General features: G+C 55.9%; 22 protein-coding genes. 13 read left to right on the top strand and 9 right to left on the bottom strand.

The window, feature by feature from the left end; genetic code table 11:
• The 3 genes from ACO2Q8_RS12720 to ACO2Q8_RS12710 all read right to left on the bottom strand — a co-directional run bounded on the left by ACO2Q8_RS12720 (position 1) and on the right by ACO2Q8_RS12710 (position 2,449).
• Positions 1-1,050 (bottom strand): sensor histidine kinase, encoded by a 1,050-nt coding sequence (locus ACO2Q8_RS12720; RefSeq protein ID WP_423345193.1) that lies wholly within the window; start codon positions 1,048-1,050, stop codon positions 1-3.
• A 65-nt stretch (positions 1,051-1,115) separates the two neighbouring features.
• Complete coding sequence (locus ACO2Q8_RS12715; RefSeq protein WP_423345192.1) at positions 1,116-2,042, bottom strand: alpha/beta hydrolase family esterase; 927 nt, start codon at positions 2,040-2,042, stop codon at positions 1,116-1,118.
• Between the two features lie 35 nt (positions 2,043-2,077).
• On the bottom strand, positions 2,078-2,449 hold the full coding sequence (locus ACO2Q8_RS12710; protein WP_423345191.1) for a hypothetical protein: 372 nt from the start codon (positions 2,447-2,449) through the stop codon (positions 2,078-2,080).
• 365 nt (positions 2,450-2,814) lie between these two features.
• On the opposite strand from ACO2Q8_RS12710, the gene ACO2Q8_RS12705 reads away from it, so the two are divergent.
• A complete protein-coding gene (locus tag ACO2Q8_RS12705) occupies positions 2,815-3,387 on the top strand; it encodes a DUF6515 family protein (RefSeq protein WP_423345190.1) in 573 nt (190 codons plus the stop codon).
• Between the two features lie 82 nt (positions 3,388-3,469).
• On the opposite strand, the gene ACO2Q8_RS12700 is transcribed toward ACO2Q8_RS12705, so the two are convergent.
• The 6 genes from ACO2Q8_RS12700 to ACO2Q8_RS12675 form a co-directional block, all read right to left on the bottom strand.
• Positions 3,470-4,192, bottom strand: coding sequence for an acyloxyacyl hydrolase (locus ACO2Q8_RS12700; protein WP_423345189.1), 723 nt, complete (start codon positions 4,190-4,192; stop codon positions 3,470-3,472).
• A gap of 23 nt (positions 4,193-4,215) precedes the next feature.
• Positions 4,216-5,004: a DUF4249 domain-containing protein gene (locus ACO2Q8_RS12695; protein WP_423345188.1), complete on the bottom strand. Its 789-nt coding sequence runs from the start codon at positions 5,002-5,004 to the stop codon at positions 4,216-4,218.
• Between the two features lie 5 nt (positions 5,005-5,009).
• Entirely contained in the window at positions 5,010-7,355 is a 2,346-nt protein-coding gene (locus tag ACO2Q8_RS12690; protein WP_423345187.1) for a TonB-dependent receptor, read from the bottom strand.
• 226 nt (positions 7,356-7,581) lie between these two features.
• A complete protein-coding gene (locus tag ACO2Q8_RS12685; RefSeq protein ID WP_423345186.1) occupies positions 7,582-8,382 on the bottom strand; it encodes a sterol desaturase family protein in 801 nt (266 codons plus the stop codon).
• A gap of 151 nt (positions 8,383-8,533) precedes the next feature.
• Positions 8,534-9,295: a LytR/AlgR family response regulator transcription factor gene (locus ACO2Q8_RS12680; RefSeq protein WP_423345185.1), complete on the bottom strand. Its 762-nt coding sequence runs from the start codon at positions 9,293-9,295 to the stop codon at positions 8,534-8,536.
• Positions 9,276-10,340 (bottom strand): sensor histidine kinase, encoded by a 1,065-nt coding sequence (locus ACO2Q8_RS12675; RefSeq protein ID WP_423345184.1) that lies wholly within the window; start codon positions 10,338-10,340, stop codon positions 9,276-9,278. Before ACO2Q8_RS12675 ends, ACO2Q8_RS12680 begins: the two co-directional genes overlap by 20 nt.
• Positions 10,341-10,657: 317 nt before the next feature.
• On the opposite strand from ACO2Q8_RS12675, the gene ACO2Q8_RS12670 reads away from it, so the two are divergent.
• The 12 genes from ACO2Q8_RS12670 (at position 10,658) to ACO2Q8_RS12615 (ending at position 21,907) form a co-directional block, all read left to right on the top strand.
• Entirely contained in the window at positions 10,658-11,089 is a 432-nt protein-coding gene (locus ACO2Q8_RS12670) for a DUF2147 domain-containing protein (protein ID WP_423345183.1), read from the top strand.
• Positions 11,086-12,405 (top strand): TolC family protein, encoded by a 1,320-nt coding sequence (locus ACO2Q8_RS12665; RefSeq protein ID WP_423345182.1) that lies wholly within the window; start codon positions 11,086-11,088, stop codon positions 12,403-12,405. The genes ACO2Q8_RS12670 and ACO2Q8_RS12665 overlap by 4 nt, the downstream gene beginning before the upstream one ends.
• Positions 12,406-12,407: 2 nt before the next feature.
• The gene (locus ACO2Q8_RS12660; RefSeq protein ID WP_423345181.1) at positions 12,408-13,514 is read left to right on the top strand and encodes an efflux RND transporter periplasmic adaptor subunit; all 1,107 of its coding nucleotides are present in this window, start codon (positions 12,408-12,410) and stop codon (positions 13,512-13,514) included.
• Entirely contained in the window at positions 13,511-14,755 is a 1,245-nt protein-coding gene (locus ACO2Q8_RS12655; RefSeq protein ID WP_423345180.1) for an ABC transporter permease, read from the top strand. Before ACO2Q8_RS12660 ends, ACO2Q8_RS12655 begins: the two co-directional genes overlap by 4 nt.
• Positions 14,756-14,758: 3 nt before the next feature.
• Positions 14,759-15,442 carry an ABC transporter ATP-binding protein gene (locus tag ACO2Q8_RS12650; protein ID WP_423345179.1) on the top strand — a complete coding sequence of 228 codons (684 nt, stop codon included), beginning with the start codon at positions 14,759-14,761 and terminating at the stop codon, positions 15,440-15,442.
• Complete coding sequence (locus ACO2Q8_RS12645; protein ID WP_423345178.1) at positions 15,439-16,230, top strand: hypothetical protein; 792 nt, start codon at positions 15,439-15,441, stop codon at positions 16,228-16,230. The genes ACO2Q8_RS12650 and ACO2Q8_RS12645 overlap by 4 nt, the downstream gene beginning before the upstream one ends.
• Positions 16,227-17,096, top strand: coding sequence for a DUF6268 family outer membrane beta-barrel protein (locus ACO2Q8_RS12640; RefSeq protein ID WP_423345177.1), 870 nt, complete (start codon positions 16,227-16,229; stop codon positions 17,094-17,096). Before ACO2Q8_RS12645 ends, ACO2Q8_RS12640 begins: the two co-directional genes overlap by 4 nt.
• Before the next feature lie 98 nt (positions 17,097-17,194).
• Positions 17,195-18,322, top strand: coding sequence for a hypothetical protein (locus ACO2Q8_RS12635; protein WP_423345176.1), 1,128 nt, complete (start codon positions 17,195-17,197; stop codon positions 18,320-18,322).
• A gap of 93 nt (positions 18,323-18,415) precedes the next feature.
• Positions 18,416-18,796 (top strand): DUF3703 domain-containing protein, encoded by a 381-nt coding sequence (locus ACO2Q8_RS12630; protein ID WP_423345175.1) that lies wholly within the window; start codon positions 18,416-18,418, stop codon positions 18,794-18,796.
• 112 nt (positions 18,797-18,908) lie between these two features.
• On the top strand, positions 18,909-19,802 hold the full coding sequence (locus tag ACO2Q8_RS12625; protein ID WP_423345174.1) for a helix-turn-helix domain-containing protein: 894 nt from the start codon (positions 18,909-18,911) through the stop codon (positions 19,800-19,802).
• A gap of 76 nt (positions 19,803-19,878) precedes the next feature.
• A complete protein-coding gene (locus ACO2Q8_RS12620) occupies positions 19,879-20,304 on the top strand; it encodes a hypothetical protein (RefSeq protein WP_423345173.1) in 426 nt (141 codons plus the stop codon).
• A 163-nt stretch (positions 20,305-20,467) separates the two neighbouring features.
• Positions 20,468-21,907, top strand: coding sequence for a phytoene desaturase family protein (locus ACO2Q8_RS12615; protein ID WP_423345172.1), 1,440 nt, complete (start codon positions 20,468-20,470; stop codon positions 21,905-21,907).
• The last annotated feature ends 23 nt before the right edge of the window (positions 21,908-21,930 follow it).

Genomic DNA, 21,930 nt, shown 5'->3' with positions numbered 1-21,930 from the left:
TTAAGGCAGTAAAGGAACGGTCACGGAAAACGTGTCGGCGGTTTTTTGAATCCGGATTTCCCGGCCCGACAGGTAAAGACAGCGTTGATTCAGATTCGCCAGTCCCAGGCCGGTCGAAAGTTCGGGATCTTTTTTCACCTGAAGGCCATTGGTTACGGTTAATGTATGGTCGATGTTGGTCGCAAGCCTCACCCGGAGCGGCTGCCGGGACGAAGCCACGTTATGCTTGATGGCGTTCTCCACCAGCATCTGCAACGCCATGGGTGGTAGGCGACTGGTATGGCAAATCGGATTGATGGCCAGCTCAAACCGGACTTTTTCGCCGTAGCGCCCGGTCAGCATGGCCAGGTACGATTCCATAAACTGCATTTCCTCTTCCAATGTAACCAGATCCACCGTGCGGCTGGTCAGCGTATACCGGAAGACATCCGAAAGATGACTGACGAAGCGGGATGCGGCCACCGGGTCGTGCAGAATCAGGGCATTGACCGTATTGAGCGAGTTGAACAGAAAATGCGGATTGACCTGATTTTTCAAGAGCTCGTACCGGGTTTCCGCATTGACTTTCAGGAGACGCTCGTTGGCAATCCGGACTTGTTGATTATGGAATGTCAACCGAAAAAGGTACGCTACCAGGACGACCAGCAGCACCTCCAGAACCATCGAAATGCGGAAGAAAAACCGGAACAGTCGTTCGTTGAAGGGCGGCTCGAACAGGGAAAGATGCAGGCGGATGAACAGGGAATCAATCCCCGCCAGTAAGCCCGCATTGACCAGCCCCAGCATGAGGTGTCGATTGATTCCTTTCGGCAGGCCCGACACGCCGGACCAGCGCGGATGCAGGTTGACCAGCAGAAACAGAACGGCGATCAGAAACGAGTACAGCGACCGAATGCCAAACTCAGCCCAGGAAAAATCGATGCGCCCTCCCCGGCTGGCAAACGAAAGCAGGGCCAGCCGGGGCAGGGCAAACAGCAGGGTGATCGCCAGCGAACCGAGCAGAATGAACCTTCCCCGGAACGGAATCGAATAGGGGTGTACTGGATGCATGCGTTAAAGATAAACGATTTATCGGGTCCGAATGGGGTTCGGACCCGACGGAGACCGGTATGCCCTCACGGGAGTTGATAACGCGTGAAGAAATCCCAGATGATATCCGTTGCCTGGATCGCCGACGAGGGTTCGTCGGCCTGGGGCCGGGCCTTTTGACCGCCCGGCCAGGAGTGCCCGCCGTCTTTGGTAAGATAAGCCTGAATGACGGATTTGGGGGCGCAATCGGTCCACTCCCGCAGACTATACCCGGCATTGTCGACCCGTGTAACCGGCGCCGGACGGCAGGCGTTCAGCCCGGCCCAGACGCTTAGCACCGAATCGACGGGCGGAAAGCGATACCCGCCCAGCCCGATGCCGCCCTGGTAAGGCACGATGGTATCCCGTACGGAGTGAATGTGCAACAGGGGGACCGCCCGACCGGGTCGACACGGTTTGGCCACGATCATCGTACTACTCACGGCGGCCACGGCCGCGATCTTATCCGATAACTCACACGCCAGCCGGTAAGCCATCATGCCCCCGTTCGACATGCCGGTAACATACACCCGTTTGGGGTCAATCCGGTAGTCGGCCCCCAACCGATCGATCAGATTACGGATGAACCCGATGTCATCGATCTGATTTTCTTCCGCATACCCGCAACAGGCTCCGGCATTCCAGGTTCGCAGACCCAGCGGACCGTCGCTGGGTACCGCTTCCGGGTAGACAACCACGAAAGATGCCTGGTTGGCCTTTTGGGTGAACAAATAATCTTTTTCGAATTGCAGGGCGTTGCCGCCAAAACCGTGCAGCCCGATGACCAGGGCAAAGTCGGCGGTTTTATCGTAGTAGTCAGCCGGTAACTGAAGCACAAACGTTCGCTCCCGACCACCGACGGACAGGCTTCCGGTAAAGCGGTATTTCCGGTCTTCGGGAGGTTCGTTACGATCCCGGCAAGCGCCCATCCCGGACAAAAGCACGAGCAGGCACCATCTGATTACGTGTATCATACAAAACAGGTATCGGTCTGTGAAACAAAAGATAATCATTGCCGGGAGGAACGTCGGTTTTTGAAGTCTTTCTCCCGTTGTTCCTGCTGTTGTACATAGAGCTTGTATTGCTCCCGGGTCAAGACCTCTTTCATCTGTTGATTGCGCCGATCCCTTAGTTCTTTGAAGGTTCGGTATTTACTGAGCCGCGAGCCGGTTGCGTTTTTTAGTTCCGCCAGGCCCTGTCCGTACGTCTGGTGGATGGCTTCTACTTTGGGCTTCTGCTCTTCCGTGAGATTGAGGGCGGCCCAGTCCGCTTCCAGTTTAGCTTTTAGCTGCGTTTTTTGTTCAGTCGAGAGGGTAGTCTGAGCCTGAAGACTACCCGAAAGCAGCAGCACGATAACGGCGGAGATAAGAAAACGTAGCATATGAATAATGGTATGAAATGGTTGATGGCCCAAAACAAGTCGTCCCGCTGGCAACAAGCCAGCAAAAACAGGTCGAAAGCACCGATTTGACGGGCGAAGCTATTGGATAGCGGGTGGACACGCCCGCTGCGGAACGGCTGTAAAACCACTCCCTATCTGGAGGAAAAAGAAAAGGGTACGGATTCGGGATGAGAAAGCGACTCTCGGTTGCTTTCAGGCTCCGGGTTCAGTCTGTCCGGCTCACCGGCCGATTTGGCGACTTCGCTGCGTATTTGCTGGATCAACCCGGACTCCTTATCGAAATTTGGGTATCCGGTTGCCCGCAAAGGCCGGGGCAATCTTTGTACTTTTTTTTGATACGTCTTATGAAATCAACCTGCATTAGCATGGGGCTTTGGGCCGCATTGGCCCTGAGCCAGCCGACTTTCGGAGCGGCTCCCGAAACCGCTACATCCGCACGGATACAACGCCAGACGGTAGTCGTACACCATCGGTACCGGGCCTATCCCCGCTGGGGCTACCGAACGACGGTTATTCCACGATCAACCACCGTGATCTATCACGGGCGTGTCGGGTATCGCTATGTCGATGGCGTATTTTACAAACCGCTGGGCCGAACGTTCGTGGTGGTTCCTCCGCCGGTCGGATTGGTAATCCCGGTTTTGCCCGCCGGTTTTGTAACCATAACCATCGGTGGTGCCCCTTTCTTTTACCATTATGGTACCTACTACGTGAAGGTTTCGGGGCAAAATCAATATAGGGTGGTACCGCCCCCGGCGGGCGCGCAAGTGGATTCCCTACCGCAAGGGTACGAGAAAATCGTGCTCAATGGGCAGACGTATTATGTCCTCGATGGCATCTACTACCAGGCCCGTATCCGTGAGAACGGCGAGGTGGCCTATGAGGTCGTCGGCAACAAAACCCGGTCGGAAATTTAAACCCAAGTACATTCCGGCAAAAAAGCCCAAAACATGGACCGAATGTTTTGGGCTTTTTTGCGGTAAAACCAACCGGTTGGTTTTACGGTCGCATCAGGCCATAAGACAGCCCCACGTAAAAGCCATTGCTGTCGTGACCAGGGTTGCGTTCCTGGCTCGGGTGGTTGCCATTCGACACATGAACATGCCGGGCACCGACCATCAACGCCGTTCGGGCAGTCAGATTGACTTCAGCCCCCAGGCCATACCGGGGTGAGCCGTTGAGCCGGGTACCCGTTCGCGGTTCTGAAAATACGCCGTACCCGGTGGTAGGCTGCGGAAAAGGCTCGGCGAACAGGATGAGCCCGGCTCCCGCGTCGAAATACAACCGGAAACCGGGGCGGTTAATCGGATAAAACCGAAAAAATGGCCGCAGCCCGACGCCCCAGGTATGATTGAACGAATCCCTGGGAAGATAAAGATTTGCCTCCGCTCCCATCGACAGCCAACGCCGAGCCTGGAATACGACGCCGACATTGGTCTGGTGCATCGTGGTATACGGCGGAAAATATCCCCACGAACTTCCGCCTTCCGCGAACACCGAAAACCGGTTGCGGAGTGTTGTGTCTTTTTTCGTGAGCAGCAAACCGATCAGGGCCGCTCCGGCCGGTAAAATAATGGCGCTGGACGTATGGAGATTGATGGGTTCAAAACCCAGCGGATTTTGATACCATTTCGTGAAAGGCGGGTATTTCAACCCTTGTGCGCTGGCAAAAGTGGAGCAACCGACCAGCCACAACAGACATCCGAAGCGTAAGATTTTCATAGGCGTACAGAACAGTAGAGAATTTAGCGGATGGTCACGCCTTTTCGATCGACGGTATGGGCGCTGAAATAGCCCAGCGCACCACCGCTGAGGTTGCTCGGCGGATTAGTCGGCGAAACGCCCTGGTTGATGTTGTCGCCCTGAAGCTGAGCCAGGCCGTTGAAGTAGTCGAAAACCGCCTTTTCAATGCACTGCATTTCCACCACCATCGTGTCGCCGGTCTCAATCGTAATGTTTTCATCCCGGATCGTCTGCTCAATCCGATTGCCGTTGGTAAATACATCGGAACGAACAAAGTACGTCCGCGAAGGCAAGCCGTTCTGGTAATTGATGAATCGGTAATAATTGCCCGGCGTGGCCGGATCGGTGAAGGTGGCCACGGTCCGGATTGATGTTTCATGCAGGCGGTTATCCGTCGTGTAGCCAACTGCCTCCAGCGGCACTTTGGTCGGCATGGTAGCCTGGGCGGTGTACACCTGTTCATTCACGGTCACCCGAAGTCCATATCGATGGCCCGGCACCCCCCGAAGTTTCGAGGTCCGGTAAACACCCGGAAACGGCTGGGTTAAGGTGTCCCGAACGCCATCCGTCTGGTCTTCGAGCACCACCAGGGCGTTGGTGACGGGTGGGAATTCGTTCGTATTGTCGACATCGACCGTCTGCGTGATGCGGACTTCGCTTAGGCTGTCGAGGTCGTTGATCCGGCCTTCAATGACCAGCGCCGGAGCGGTTTCATTCAAATCCAGGTGAATCACATCGACGCAGGACACCAGACAACCGGCCAGCGTGATAAAAAGAAGCAAACGTACCATGGGGATTAAAATTTAAAGTTGTAGGTAACAGAAGGCACCATCTTGAAGAGCGTAATCCGCTGAATCTCGGTTTTGGAAGGATCGTACGAATCCTGTTCAAAGTTGATGGCGTAGGGATTGGCGCGGCCGTAGGCGTTGTACAGCCCAAACGCCAGGTCGGATTCGAAATTTTTCCGTTTTCTGAATTTGACCGTGGCCCCCAGATCCAGCCGGTGGTACGCGGGCATCCGGTAGCCGTTGCGCTCAGTGTAGTTGAAAACCACCCCGTCGTCGATCCGGTATTTGCCCGTGGGGAAACTCACGGCACTGCCGGTGTTGTAAACAAAGGTGGCCGAGAGCGTCCAGCGTCGGGAAACCGGGTAGATGCCTACCACCGACAAGTCATGGGTGCGGTCCTGCCGGGCGGCATACCAACTCCCATTGTTGATGCCTTCGATCTGCTTTTCCGTCCGGGAGAGCGTATAACCGACCCAGCCCGTCAACGTGCCGGTTTTTTTCCGCAGCAGCAACTCCAGTCCGTAGGCCCGGCCTTTGCCAAAAAGCAGTTGGGTTTCGAGGGCATCCGTAAACTGGAAGTCGGCGCCGTTTTTGTAATCGATCTGGTTCTGAAGCGCCTTGTAATACGTTTCGGCGCTGAATTCGTATTGGTTATCCCGGAAGTTGTGGAAAACGCCCACCGCCACCTGATCGGCAATTTCGGGCCGGATGAGGTTGCTGCTCTGCAACCAGCGGTCGTTGGGCGTCGAGGTGCCCGAGTTCGAAATCAGGTGCAGATTCTGCACATTGCGGGTGTAGGACGCCTTGATCGACAGGTTATCGTTCAGCACGTACGCGGCTGCCAGACGAGGTTCGGGGTTGAGGTAGTGTTTGACAACCTCTCCGGACGCGTACGACAAAGTATCTACGATGTTCTGCCGGTCGTCCAGCGTGTAGTAATCACTGCCGCCCAACACCAGAAACGAGGTCAGACGCAGGCCGTATTCGAGCGAAAACTTAGGCGAAATCTGCCACTTGTCGCTGACGAAAACCGCACTTTCCAGCGAATAGCGGCTTTTTTCGTTCGTGTCGTTCACGCTGGAATTCTCGCTGGTGGCCGTCCGGTTGCGCGGGGTGATGGTGTGGTGAATCACGTTGGCCCCAAAGCGCAGGGCGTGGGCCGGACTGGGGTAATAGCTGAACTCCTGTTTAAGGTTGTAATCCCGGATGGACGATTTCAGGCTGAAGTCATTGCTGCCGTTCTGGACGCCGACCTGGTAGTCGTACTGACTGTAAATCAGCGAGGTGTTGCTGAACAACTTCTCATTGAAAAGATGGTTCCAGCGCAGCGTACCGGTGGCGTTACCCCAGTCGATGTTGAACAGATCGCCCAGGCCGAATCGATCCCGGCCAAAATAGCCCGACGCAAACAAGCGGTCTTTGGCCGAAAGCGTGTAATTCAGTTTGGCATTCAGGTCGTAGAAGTACAGCGTGTTCTGGTTGATGTCCGGATCGTTCGACAATTTCAAAAAGGCATCGGCATAGGTCCGGCGACCCGTTATCAGAAACGAGCTTTTGTCCTTCGCCAGTGGGCCTTCCACGTACAATCGGGAAGCAATCAGCCCAATACCGCCCCCGGCGTGAAACGTCTGGTTGTTACCATCGTTCATCTTGACATCCAATACCGACGAAAGCCGTCCGCCATACTGCGCAGGCATGCCGCCTTTAAAAATGGACATATCTTTGATGGCGTCGGCGTTGAAGGTCGAAAAGAAACCCAGCAGGTGCGAGGCATTGTACACCGGCGCTTCGTCGAGCAGAATCAGGTTCTGGTCGCTGTTGCCGCCCCGGACGTGAAAACCGCTGTTTCCCTCGCCCGCCGATTTGACGCCCGGCAGCAGTTGGAGGACTTTCAACGGGTCGCGTTCGCCGAGCAAAACCGGGATCTGTTTGATGTCGGCCATTTGCAGCCGTTCGACGCCCATCGTCGGGTTGGTGATGTTTTCATTGTCCGCCCGGCTCCGAACGACCACTTCCTGCAGTTCGTTTGCCGATTCCGACAGCGCCAGATCCAGCCGGGTACTGGCCGTTAGGCTGACGGTTTTCGTGGCCGTCTGGTACCCCATCAGGCTGATTTGAAAGGTATAGTCGCCTTGTGGAAGTGTCAGGGAATAAAAACCGTATTCGTTGCTGACAGTCCCGACGGTCGGTTGTTGCTGGACCCGAACCGTTGCGCCGATGAGCACCTCGCCGGAGCGAGCGTCTTTTACCGTTCCGCTCAACGTAAACCGGGATTGCCCCCAGGCGGTGCCCCGGGCGGTGGTCAACGTACAAAGCAGATAAAAAAGAAAGAGGAGACGTTTATCAAAAACCATATGAATGTAAGTCGTTTACGGTTCCAAAGTGACAGGAAATGTGTGGAAGGGCCTACACGTTTAGACGTTAAACGGACAAAATGGAACCCGAAGCGGCCAGGAAATTGCCCGAAAAAATCACTGCAACCAAAAAAGCCACCGCGTCAACGGTGGCCTTCAGGATAGCACGATAGATACATGAACAGATTTACTTCACGAAGACAAGCAAGCGGATACTAAAAGTTGTTTAGGATTCATTCGAATTTCCCGGTTGCTTCAGGAAGGTATGCCGCAATAGCCCAATCAGTCCGCCAAACAGCAGTTTAAACGGATTGGGGCCCGTGTAAGCGCCGTCGACGCCATAGCGGACTTTTTCGCCTTCCGGTTCATACGTTCCCATCATCCGATCCCAGATAAGCAGAAAACCGCCCAGGTTTTTATCCACGTACCGGTCATTCCGGCCGTGATGCACCCGGTGGGCCGCCGGAGTGTTCAGAATCCCTTCCAGGAAACCAAGTTTGCCGATGGCTTCCGTATGCAGGAAAAATTGATAAAAAATGTTGAGAAAGACACAGGTAACCACCATCGACGGACTAAAGCCCAGCAGGACGCAGGGAACAAAAAAGAACACATTGAACAGCGAATACAACCAGTTCAGGCGGTAACTGGTGGTCAGGTTCATGCGTTCCGCCGAATGGTGGGTCACATGAAATGCCCAGAAAAAGGCGATTTTGTGCGAAGCAAAGTGAAACCAGAAGTACATAAAATCGACCAGTACAAAACAACCGATCCAGACCCAGCCGGTTTCGGGCAGGTGAACGGGCGCCAATCCGTAGAAAAAGTCCAGGATAATCAGTTGGTAGCCCAGCGTGACAAACTTGCGGGTCAGGACAAAACCGGTCAGTAAAAACAGGTTGGAGCAGGTTTCGCGGGTCTCGTACAATTTTCGGTTTTCGGCCCAGTTCCAGATCATCTCGGCCAGGACCGCCAGGACGAAAACGACGAGAAAAATGAGTCGGTAACTCCCCAAATGATCGTTTATAAGCATGGCAAAAGGTATTTAGCGTCCTACTCTTCACGAAAAAGTTTACGCTAAAAAAGCCCGGACGGGCCGACGACCCAAGCCAATTTTGCCCGGAACGGACAAATTCGGGGGCGAAAGAGCCCGTATAGGTGCTCAATAATGCCCTCGCTCCCGGTCAGCGGTTTTCCAGCCAATGCAAAAAACTGGTGGATTTTTCCCGGCTGATGAACACCGTTTCCGGTTTGATGCTCCGCAGTTTTACGGCCAGTTTACGGGCGAAATACGGTTCGACTTCCTTCACGGCCTCGAAGGCAATGATGTACTGGCGGTTGGCCCGGTAGAACTGGCGCGGGTCGAGTTGCTCTTCGATCACGTCCAGTGTTTGGGAAAGCGGCAGTTTGCGCCCGTCGAACGTGATCAGGAACGACAAACTGTCTTCGATGATGAAATAGGCAATGTCGCGGGTCTGAACCGGGAATAACTTTCCTTTGAAGGAAACCAGAAAACTGCTTTTTCCGCCGGATGCCGGGCGGTTTTGGCTAAACCAGTTGAGCAGCTTTTGGGGCCAGTCGCCAAATTGCTGACGCAGGAAGGCCAGTTTGTCGAGGCTCCGTTTAAGGTCGGCTTCTTCGAGCGGTTTCAGTAAATAGTCGATGCTGTTGACCCGAAACGCCTGTAGCGCATACTCATCGTAGGCTGTACAGAAAATAACCGGGCTGCTGATCTCGACTTCCCGCAATATTTCGAAACTCACGCCGTCGGCCAGTTGAATATCCATAAAAATCAGGTCGGGGGGCGTGTTCCGGCGCAGCCACTCGATGGCGGTTTCGACACTGTCGAGAAAGGCGCAGATCTGGATGGTCGGATCGATTTTCTGAAGCATGGCCGCCAGATCATGGGCTGCGTTGGCTTCGTCTTCAATAATGAGCGTTTTCATGCGTGGATTCGCGGGTGATGAGGGGAAGAATGACCCGAAACCGGTCGTCGGTTTGTTCCACCTGGATACCTTGTCCACCCAGGTACGCATAGCGGTTGTTGAGGCTGTGTAAACCAAATTGACCGGACGGTTCGGGCGTCCGTTTGAGCTGAAGGTTGTTCTCGACCCACAAAGCATCCGGCGGCTGGTGACGGATGCGGATGTGCAACGGGCGCGTCAGCGAAACGACGTTGTGTTTGACGGCATTTTCGACCAGTAATTGCAACGTGGCTGGCGGAATAGGGGTCGACAACAAGGCGTCCGGCACCTCAATCTCGATGCGTAAAGCGTCGGCAAAGCGTATTTCGAGCAGAAACTGATAGGCTTTCAGAAACTGAAGCTCCTCGTCGAGCGTCACCCAAGTCTGCTGCTGGAGCCGCAGCAGATAGCGGAACACGTTGGAAAGCTGCATAATATACGGCAACGCTTCCGGCTGGTTGTTTTTGACCAGCGTTTTCAGCGTGTTCAGCGTATTGAAAAAAAAGTGCGGATTGATCTGCTGCCGGATCGCTTCCAGTTGCGCGTTGAGGTTCTCCTGTTTCAGCCGTTCGTTTTCCAACTGCATCCGCTGTTTTTCGCTGAAGAGTTCCACCGTGTAGTGAATCAGCAGAATGGCCGTGATGAGCGTGAACGATCGTAACAGTTGAAGTTGTAACAGATAGTTCCCCACACCCGCCTGGGGTGACTGATTTCGAAAACCGGGTGGCTGAATTGGCAGGATAGCTTGCTGGGATAACTGATTGACCGTATACGCCACGATCGACATGAGCAAAAAACCAATGACATAAACCAGCACCACTTTTTGTAGCCTGGAGAAGTGTTTGCCCAGCCAGTCGGTCAGCCACCAAATCAACAGACTGAAGGTAAAATTGTGCACAAAGGCGTAACCGAGATTCAGCCACTCCGTTGACGTAAAGCCCACCAGTCGCTGCAAAAAACTGAATAGGCCCGTGGTCAGCGCAACGGCCAGCGGCAGTCTTTGTTGAATAAAAAATTGTCGTTTCAAGGGTCGATGGGTTAGATGATCAGGCCAAAACCCGGAAATGCCGGAAAGTTAGGCATTCGGCGGGATTCAGACGAATCGAACCCAACTCAACCGGACAAGCCCGGCCCTCAACCGGACGAATGGCCCTCTGAACAGGCCTAAAAGCCACTTCGCACGCCCTTTGAATCGAACGGCGTATCGCCTAAAACCGGACAACGGATCGACGGCCAGGGATGAACGGCTGGCTTCTTATTTTGTCCGCTTCGCTGAATTTCGGCTGTTTGCCGGTTCGGCTGCGCCCCATCTTTGGCTCGTCAATAATCAAACGCAGATACGCCATGATGAAAATCGTAATGCTAACCACCCTGCTATTTTTTGGATGGAATCGATGGCCCTGGCCAACGAACGATGGGGACCGGATTGTGGGCCAGTGGTACAGCGAAGACCGCAACCAAAAATACGAGATAAGCCGGAACGGGACTACCTACTCGGCCAAGCTCGTCTGGATGGCCGAACCCAACCACCCCGACGGCAGCCCGAAACGGGATGAAAACAACCCCGATCCGGCCAAACGCCAGCAACCTTTGCTGGGAATGACGGTTTTCTGGGGATTGACCTACCGAAATGGCAGTTGGATCGATGGAAAGACGTACAGCCCCAAACAAGGGCGTACGGTGGATTGCTCCCTGCGTCTCCGGTCGAACAACGAACTGGAACTGACCGGTTCGATCGGAATTGTCAAGCGCTCCCGCACCTGGAAACGGGCATGAAAACGTACCGAATTGTGCTGGGGGGATGGCTGGTTGCAATGGGATCGTTGCCCGGTATTGCCCAGTCGTCTTTCCAGCGTTTCGACGAAGTCTGGCAGTATGCCCAACAACACGCCCCGGATCTGCGGATCAAGGCGTTGGAGCAGCAGAAAGCGGAAGTTACCCGAAAAGCAGCCGACGGGCAGCGGTTGCCGCAGGTAGGGTTGTCGAGTATGGCGCAGAATAACCTGAATCTGCCGATTACGCCCGTTCCCGGCGAAATTCTTGGTCAGCCGGGCACGACGATTCCGCTGCAGTTTGGCAAAAAATACAACTACAACGCTGTCCTGAACGCCCAGGTGGATCTGCTCAACCTGACGAACCGGTTTAACCGGCAACAGGCCCGGCTTAGCCAGGAACTGGTCAGACATCAGGGAAATGTGGTATGGCAAACCTTGCGCGAAAACCTGGCGTCGGCGTATTACCAGCAACTGCTCGCCCAGCAAGCGGTCCGGGTTGCCGCCGAAAACCGGACCGCTTCGGATACGCTGGACCGGTTGGCGGAGCAAAAACTGACCGAGGGGCTCATCAGTGCGGTGGAACGAAACCAGTCGAAAGTGATTCGTCAGACGGCCTGGGATAGCTGGCGCGACAGCCAGCAACGACTCGAAGAAGCCCGGTGGGCGCTGGGGCAACTCATGGGTTTGCCGCCCGACCAGCCGCCCCAGCTCACCGAACCGGCAGAAAGCCTGCTCCCCGATAGCGCCCAAACCGGCCTGCCACTTCGGTCCGACCCGGCCATCGCGCTGGCTGAAGCACAGGCCCAATTGGCCCAAAGCCGCTGGGATCAGCAGCGTTGGAGTGCGGTACCCCGCGTGTCGCTCTACGGTAGCCTGGGCTACCAGCAGTTTCAGGACAGCTTCCGGCTCAGTTTCGGACCAGGTGCCTGGAACCCGAACTCGCTCATAGGCCTGCGGCTGGAAGTGCCCCTGTTTACCGGTTTCTCGCAGCAGAACAACCGACGAGCGGCTCAGATTGATCTTGAAATAGCCCGAAAACAGGCAGAAACCACCCGGCAACAGGCTCAGTTCGCGGAGTTGAAGCTGAAAGGTCAGGTGCGGTTTGGGGCTGAAGCCGTTGCCGGGGCTGCCACCACAGTGGCGTTGTACCAATCGACGCTGACGCTCACCCGGCAGCGTTTCGAGCAGGGCCTGGTGGGGCTGGAAGCCTACCAGACGGCTTTCCGTGATTACCTCAATGCCCAGATGAATTACCTCAACCGACTGGCGGATTACCAGGCAGCGCAGGCGGTTTTTGCATCACGACTACCTGAATGACCATGAAACCGTTTTTTTCTACCGTATTCGGACTTTGTTGGCTGGCCGGATTGACCGGATGCCGCCAGGAAACGGTGACCCAGCCGCAGCGACGTGATGTGATCGACGCCGTGTTTGCTTCCGGAACCCTGATGCCCCGCGATCAGTATACGCTGACGGCCCAGGTGGAAGGCTACCTGGAACATAAATACATTCAGGATGGCGATAGCGTTCGCCGGGGTCAACTCTTGTTTCGGATAACCGACGAAAGCGCCCGGGCCAACCTGACGAGCGCCCAGGCCAACTACGAACTCGCCCGCCAGAATGCCGCCGAGCAGTCGCCCCAACTGGCTGCGCTGAGAACGCAGCTTGATGCGGCCCGCCGGAAAATGCTCACCGACTCAGTCAACCGGAACCGATACGCAGTCCTGCTTCGTACGCAGGCGGTCTCCCGCGCCGATTTTGATCGAGCCGAGCTGGCCTATACAACCTCCCGGGCCGACTACCTCGCCACCCAGCATGATTTGCAAAACCTGCGGCAATCGCTCGACAATCAGCAGCAAACGGCCCGTGCCCAGTGGATCGGTCAGCAGGAGAACTACCGGAATTTCACCTTACGCAGTGAAGCCGATGGGCGGGTGCTCCAGACCCAGAAAGTGCCGGGCGAACTCGTCCGGAAAGGCGACGTACTGGCCACGATTGGCGCGGGGCCGCTGGAAGTCCGCCTTTTTGTGACCGAAGACGATGTGCAGAAAGTACGCGCCGGGCAGTCGGTATTGGTGGAACTGAACACCCAGCGGGGAACGATCTACCCGGCGACGATCACCCGGATCTATGCTTCTTTCGATACCAAAGAACAGGCGTTTCGGGTCGATGCGGTTTTTAAACGCCCCCCGGCCAGCCAGCTTGCCGGGACGCAGTTGCAGGCCAATATCATCGTGGCCCGCCAAGCCCGGGCGCTGGTCATTCCGAAAGAATACATCACGGACGACAACCGGGTGCGGCTCCGCGACGGCTCCGAACGGCGCGTTCAGGCGGGCATCCGGGGCGATACCTGGGTCGAAATCCGGTCGGGACTCACCGAGCAGGACGAATTGGTACCGGTCATCCCCAAAGCACAAAGTGTATGAAACGCGCCGTGTTAACGCAAATTGCCTGGACACACCTGACCGCAAGGGTGCGGCAAACCGTCGTGGCTTCGCTGGGCGTCACGTTTGGCATTTCGATGTACATTTTCATGAATAGCCTGGTTTCGGGGGTCAACGATTTGCAAACCGACCTGGCTTTCAGTACGACGGCCCATGTTCGGATGTTCAGCGGAGAGCCCCGGCCCCGGCAGTCGCTGGTACGCCAGTGGTTCGGGCCCCAGGCCGTCGTTCGGCTCACGCATGAACAGGCCCAGCCGACGCCCGACTACATCGCCAACCCGGATCAATGGTTAACCATTCTGCAACGCGACCCGATGGTGCAGGCCGTCACCCGGCAGGTCAACGCCAACGTTTTTTTTCGAAACGGGCCAACGCAGGCCAACGGAACCATTTCGGGGGTCGATATTCTGGCCGAAGATGCCCTGTTCGATGTGCGGTCGACAATGCGACAGGGTGACCTGGAAAGCATCCGGCAGCAACCCAATGCCCTGTTGCTCGGGAGCCAACTGGCCCGGAAACTGGGCGTTCGGCTGCACGATTACGTCAGCATCATGACCAGCGAGGGCGTCATCCGGCCGTACGAGGTCACGGGCATTTTTGAAACATCCGTTGCCGCCATCGATAAAACCAAAGCCTACGCCAGCATTCCGGCGGTGCAGCAGTTGCTCGGGAAAAACCGTAGTTACATTACCGAAATCAAAATCAATCTGCACGATTATCAGCAGGCTCCCGCGTTTGCCCGGCGTTACGCGCATCGGTCCGGCTACTCAGTGGAAGATTGGAAAACCGCCAACCAGCAGATGCAGGCAGCTTCGTTTCTGCGCGACATCATTTCGGCTTCCGTCGTTTTTACCATCCTGCTGGTCGCCGGTTTTGGTATCTATAATATTCTGAATATGACCATCTACGAAAAAATTAAAGACATTGCCATCCTGAAAGCGATGGGTTTCTCAGGCCGTGACGTGACGCTGATTTTTCTGCAACAGGCCCTTTTCATCGGCTTGCTGGGCGGATTGGCCGGGCTGGCTTTGGGGTGGGGAATTTCGGCCCTCGTTGATCAGGTACCGCTGCGAATGGCCAATGTCGACACGCTGCCCGTCAATTTTCGCCTGAAAGACTACGTGGCCGCCTTCAGTTTCGGACTGATTACAACGACACTGGCCGGTTATCTGCCCGCCCGAAAAGCGTCGCAGGTTGATCCTGTTACCATTATTCGCGGCTGATCCATGCACTCGTCCATTGTCTTACAAGCCGACTCCATCGTCAAGTACTTTCAGGAACCGCAACCGTTCCGGGTACTCCAGGACGTCAGTTTCACCGTCAGGCGAGGGGAATTTCTGTCGATGGTCGGGAAATCCGGCAGTGGCAAATCGACCCTGCTCTACATTCTCTCCACGATGGATACTGACTATGAAGGGAGTCTGACGCTGAACGGCCAGCGACTGACGGGGCAGCCCCAGAATGCGCTGGCTCGTTTCCGGAACGAGCACATTGGCTTCGTTTTTCAGTTTCACTACCTGCTGCCCGAATTTACCTGTCTGGAGAACGTGATGCTTCCGGCCCTGAAACTGGGCCAATACGCCACCGGGGAGATTGAACACCGGGCGATGGAAAAGCTCCGGTTGCTGGGCATCGACAGCCAGGCGATGAAACGGGCCAGCCGCCTGTCGGGTGGCCAACAACAGCGTGTAGCGATTGCGCGTGCCCTGATCAACGACCCGGCGATTATTATGGGCGACGAACCCACTGGTAACCTCGACACCTACAACACTCACATCGTTTTTGACATTTTTCGGCAACTGACGCACGAAGAAGGGCAAACCATCATCGCGGTGACACACGATGACGATTTTGCCCGCAACAGCGACCGGGTCCTGGAAATGTCGGACGGCCAACTCGTAAACGCATGAAAACCAGTCTCATTCTCCTCCTGTTTAGTACGGCTTTTTTTCCGCTCCGGGCACAGCGGGTATTTGTCGCCACCCCACGCCCGGTTCGTCCGCACCTGGCCTGGGAACTGCATGTCGGTACCCAGTTGCCGTTGCAAAACGTCGTCGGTTTGTCGTTACGGCCCCGGACCCGCTGGTCGGCGTTCTGGCAAATCGGTTTTTCCTCGACCTGGTATACCGGCCTGTTGCTACAACAACTGGAAAAACGCCGACCCGACCAGGCGCAATCCTACCAGTACCTGCGGGCCAACCTGCAATCGGTTTCGGGGATCGGTTTCGGCGGACGTTATCATCCGGGCAAATGGCGGTTGAGTCTCTGGATGCAGACGCTCAATTATGCCGTGAGCGGGACAGCGGCCGAACTGGTCAACAACCTGGCTCCGGACCAGGCCGAACGCATCAATGAACGGGTGGAAGACTACCGGGACCGCTTTCCGATTGTGGGCGATTTCTACGACGAGACCCGCCTGAAGCCTACGGCGAACCTGACCCAGCTCGGGCTCAATGTCGGGCGGCATTTCCGGGCCCCCCGGGTGGACCGGCTGGGGGTATCGCTGGATTTCGGTTTTCTGGCTACGATAGGGGTCAAAAGCCGCGTTCGGTCGGAAGGCGAAGGGCTGGTCGGCCGTTTCATTGCCGGCAACATTACGCCTACCGTCACCGAGCGTCTGCGGCAACGCTTTGAAGGCTTGCTGGTGCCCAACGTGTCGCTCTCGCTCTCCTACCGCCTAACCGGCCCGTTGCGATGAAAACCCGGTTCGGCTGGCTGATTGCCAATCTGGTCGTTACGCTGGCGCAGGCGCAGGATCGTTCGTTGGTATCGCTGGCGGTCAACCACTCGCCGGTGGATCATGCCCTCACCCACTCGCTGACGAAGTACACGTTCAACCTGAATGCCCCCATCCGACGGTCCGAACACCGGACCTGGCTTGCCGGACTCAGGACCGAATGGCTGCGGGCGGGTGGGTTGCCGGGCGGGGCCGAGTCGTTGTTTGGGTTATCCGCTCAGCTCATTCACCTGCATTCGTTCAACGAACGGGTGCAGGGCCAATTTCTGGCGGGTAGTGGACTCTATTCCGATTTGGCAGGCCGGGTCGGGGCGGCCTGGCGGTTCACAACGGCCTTTCGGGTACGCGTTCAGCGTTCCGACCGACTCAGCTATGCGGGCGGTTTGGGCTACATTGGGCAGTTCTACGGTCATATGCTGATACCGACGCTGGAAATCGACCAGAAAATAACGGAGAAATGGCAATGGCGGGCGATCCTGCCCGCTCGGTTGCAGGCGACGTATAAGCCCCGGCGTCGGCATGAGTTTTCAGCCTCCGTCGGGGGAAACAATGATTCGTACCGGTTGTCGGAAGAACGGCTGAGACGTTACGTCCAGATCAGACAGGTTGAAGCTGGCGTCGGTTGGGAATACCGGTTGCTGGCTTATCTGTCGCTGCAGGTGCGGTCGGGGTATTTCGTCCGTCGGCGGCTGGAGATTTACGAAGCCGACCAAAAAGGGGTAGTCAGCTTTGGCCCCTTCATTGACCTGGGCGACAACAAGCGAACCGCCACGTTTTCCATCGCCGATCCTGCGCCTTTTTTTCAGGTAACCGTGGCTGTGAAGTAACGCCTTCCCTTTTTCAACCGAAAACGGTTTTCGCTGAAAATTGGGCGATCCGGCTTTCGTAATTGTAGTTGTAACCATTTAAAATCACTTTTCAACCTATGCGTTTCTTTCGAAAAAAACCGTTCCAACGATGTATTCACGGCCTGGTGGGCTGGCTCCTGGTGGGTCTGATAAGCTGTCAGGTCGAGCCGGTTGATCCACCTGTCGATCCGTCAACGGTTCCCACCGATGCCGCCCGGGGCATCGTTTCGTTGTTTGATACCTACCAGACGGTCGCCCTTTCAGAACTGCATTACAACCAGGAAATCTGGGATATCGTCGAGCAGGTTCTGGATCATCCTGACTTTCAGCGGAAGGTTAGAACTATTGCTTTCGAGGGGGGCAACTCTTTGTATCAGAGCCTGATGGATGCCTATACGCAAGGCGGTGAAGTGTCTGAAGCCGAAATCAAGCAGGTTTGGCGGAACAATACGCAGGTCAACACAACCTACGATGCCCCGGTGTATTTACGAATGATTAACCACGTCAGAAGTCTCAATCAAGACCTACCGCATGACCAGCAAATCCGGATTCTGCTGTTGGATCCCCCCATCGACTGGGCGCTCGTCCAGGGGCCGACGGATTACCTGCCTTTTCTGACAGAGCGCGAGTCAAGCATGGTTCAGGTTCTGGAGAAAGAAGTGTATCAGGCAAACCAGAACGTTCTTTTTGTGGCCGGAGGGCCACACGTCGAACGCAGCAAAGCCGATAGCCGGACCAAAAGCGCCCTGACCCAACTGGAAGAGAGCCATCCGGGAACCACGTTTACAGTCGCCTTTTACAGCGGGTTTGGCGTGGAAGAAGAGGAACTTCCGACGGTGGAGAATTTGTTTGCAACCTGGCCCAAACCCGGTATTGGCCTGCTCGCAGACACGCCAATCGGAGAGCTCCCGGCGAGCATCAACACAGCCGCCAAAGGCCCCGACGGTCAACTGATTGATTTGTATCCCGGTATGCAGTTAGAGGAGATTTTTGATGCCATCATTTACGCCGGCAAGCGCGCCGAATTGTCGACTTCAAGTCCTTCGCTGGGCGTCTGTACCGGCAAACCCGAGGATGATGAATGGAAAACCGTTTTGCTGCAACGGCAAGTGCTGGTGGATGTTCCCCCTCCGCTTCGGGCCACGCCGGAAAGTATCTGTGAACCGCTGCCAGCTCGCTATTTTGATCAGGCTATTTTTAAATGACTTTTTCCGGCAATGGGGTAAGGCTGTCAATGCAAGGCAGTCCTTACCTTTGTCTAAAAAAGATCAATACCCTCACATGAACACGCAAGGCCGATGAAGTTCAACACCGTCATGCCAAAAGCGCTCCGACCCTTTTACAAACGGGAGCTACAGTTGTATCAGGTACACCTCAACGTCGGGAATCTCCCGCTGGCGTGGAGACACCTGGAAAGAGCGCACATCCTCGGACAGGCTTACCCGTACGAACATAGCTTCGTGCATTGGAAAATGCTTCTGTTCGGACTAAAAATCAAAAGCTTTTCCGAGGTGCTGGGCCAGATTCCGCGCCTGCTGGTGGGCGGAGTAAAATCGTTCGTCGGGGTCATTCCGGTTGGCAACCCCGGAGGCTCGAATGTCCCGGCTCTGAAACCGTTTCCTATTCAGGAGGATTTGCAGGTTATTTTCAGACAGGCAGGGATTGAGCCCGTGAATTGATTTGACCAGCGGAGCGTTATCGAATTCGTCTGGGCCATCTCCTCGAACCCGCGCACAGGCGTCCTTTCAACAGAAAAAGTCAACCGGGAGTCTTTCCATCTTTCTGTCAGCCATGCAGATTCATAATACGTTGCCTACGATGAACTCCAACCGGGTTCAACGGGTTAGCCAGTCCGAAACCTCTGTCCTGGTGAACGCACAGCTCAGGTCACCTTATTGCTTTCCCGAACACGAAGGCTTGACGGGGGTATTGCTCACCCTGAATGGCAACGTCCGCTACACGATTGATCAACAAACCTGGCGATTGCAAAGCCGGTACGGATTCCTGCTGAATCAAGGGAGTTCAATCGGTTTTGAAATCGAACCGGGCCGCGTCCCTACCCACGTTTGCCTGATTTTCTTTCACCGCGAATTGATGAAAAATGTCTTGTCGGCGCTGACCCACCCGAACGAACTACAGGACCCAACCCGGCCGGAATCCCTTGAGTTTGTGCAGCGACGGTATACGTACGGTGAACTGGCTCCCCAGGCTTTACTCAACTGGGCCGAACGTGAAAAACCGAACCAGAGAGACGGCGAAGAACAGGCCTATTTCTTCTTTGAGCGACTCGTCCGAGCCAACCGTCACCACCAGCGGCATAGGCAACAACTGCCCGTTGTAAAAGCCAGCACGCAGAAAGCATTGTATGCCCGGTTGTATGAAGCCCGTCACCTGATCGACGAGCAGTATGCCCAGCCCCTGACGCTTGAAACCATCGCCCAGCAGGTGGGTTTAAACGCCTTTCACCTGCTCCGGCGCTTTGCCGACCTGTTTCACCAGACTCCACATCAGTATCTCACACAGGTCCGGTTGCGTCAGGCCCGGCATCTCCTGCTTGCCACCGGTTTTTCGGTAGCCGAGGTAAGCTTTCTGGTTGGTTTCGAAAGCCTTGGTTCATTCTGTGGCCTCTTTAAACGGCATTTTTCCTGCAGCCCCGCCCAATTTAGAAAACGGTACAGACGGTAACCAAATTCTCAATTTTCGAGAAAATCAGGACAAAGCGGGCGGCTACCTTTGTGCCAGAACCATCCCGTGTAGTGCCATGACACTGACAACTCACCGGAGTTTATGTGATGAAACATTTCTCCTGGAATTCGAATCCACAACCCTCGATAAACATCTCTTTACGCATGAGGCCCACATACGGCTCGCCTGGTTGCAATTCCGGCAGGCGTCGGACTTCCAGCAGGGCCTGGACCGGATTACCACCCTGCTTCGCCTGTACGCAATAGCCCAGGGAGCTCCTGAAAAATACCATCAAACCATTACCGTCGCTTTCTGTCGGATCATTTACCACCGGATGCAGGAGAGCGCAGAAACGGGTTGGCTGGATTTTCTTTCGGCCAATGAGGACCTGGCAGATTCCCGGGAACTGCTAAGCCGTTATTACTCGGCCGAAAGATTGATGACCGCTACTGCCCGGGTTTCTTGCCTTGAGCCGGATTTGTCGCCTTTGCCTCACTTTTGAACCCAATCACGGCCGGGCGAGTTTCTCCGAATGGGCAGGTGTTGTTCCGACCGGAAGTTTAAATGAGGGTTGTTACACAGAGTTTATCAGGGTTAATCAGAGTAGACCAGAGGACTTCTCTGATAATCTCTGATTAACCCTGTGTAACAACATTTTGAAAAACATGAGTAAACCAGATTTTGACGCCGTCGTTGTGGGTTCCGGTCCGAATGGGCTGGCGGCCGCCATTACCCTGCAACAGGCCGGGCTTTCGGTGCTGGTGCTCGAAGGCAAGCCCGAGGTTGGCGGGGGACTGCGCTCGATGGATCTGACGCTGCCCGGTTTTTTGCACGACACCTGCTCGGCCATCCATCCGCTGGCGGTCAACTCCCCGTTTTTCCGCTCCTTACCCCTGGCCGACTACGGCCTGGAGTTCATCGAACCGCCCGTGGCTGCGGCCCACCCGTTCGACGATGGCACGGCCGCTCTCCTGACCCGGTCGGTGGAAGAAACCGCTCGCTTGCTGGGGCCGGATGAACGAGCGTATTTGAAATTGCTGGGGCCCGTCGTCGAGCAATGGCCCCGCATCGATGCCGATTTGCTGGGTCCGCTGACGTTTCCGAAACACCCGATTGATTTTGCCCAATTCGGCCTGAAAGCCCTGCCTCCCTCGACCTGGACGGCGAACCGGTTTCAAACCAAACAGGCACGGGGCCTGTGGGCGGGCATGGCAGCCCACTCGATTCAACCCCTGACGAACCTGGCGACTTCGGCCATCAGCCTCGTGCTGATGACGGCCGCCCACCGGATTGGCTGGCCCTTGCCGAAGGGCGGTTCACGGGAGATTGCCCGAGCGCTGGCGGCTCATTTTCAGGCCCTGGGCGGAAAAATTGAAACGAGCGTCTTCGTCCGTTCGCTCGCGCAACTTCCTTCTTCCAGGGCGGTTTTATTCGATGTAACGCCCCGCCAACTGCTGCAAATCGCCGGTCACCGGTTTTCGTCGTTGTACCGCTGGCAACTGGGGCGGTATCGCTACGGCATGGGCGTTTTCAAGGTCGACTGGGCGCTCGATGGCCCCATTCCGTTTACGAACGAAGCCTGCCGCCGGGCCGGAACCGTCCACCTGGGCAACACGCTCGAAGAAATCGCCGACTCGGAGCAACAGGCTGCCGACGGTCGCCATCCTGACAAACCGTATGTCCTGCTGGCGCAGCAAAGTCTGTTCGACCCAACCCGGGCACCCGCGGGCAAGCATACAGCCTGGGCGTACTGCCACCTTCCGAACGGCTCGCCGGTGGACATGACCGATGCCATCGAACGACAGGTGGAACGGTTTGCTCCCGGTTTTCGGGAGCGGATTCTGGCCCGGAACACGCTGAGTCCGGCGCAAATGGAGGAGCACAATCCCAACTACATCGGGGGCGACATCAACGGCGGCATCATCGACATCGGCCAGTTGTTCACGCGTCCGGCCCTGCGCTGGTCGCCCTACCGCACCTCGGCCAAAGGGCTGTACATCTGCTCTTCATCGACGCCCCCGGGCGGTGGCGTCCACGGGATGTGCGGCTACCATGCGGCCCGGCGGGCGTTGAAGGATGTTTGGCCCGGCATTGCTTTTGGCTGAAATTATCAATAAAGTTGCTTTTG

Source organism: Larkinella sp. VNQ87 (assembly GCF_049445795.1).
Classification (GTDB): Bacteria; Bacteroidota; Bacteroidia; order Cytophagales; family Spirosomataceae; genus Larkinella.
This window is presented reverse-complemented; position numbering and strand designations above follow the sequence as displayed.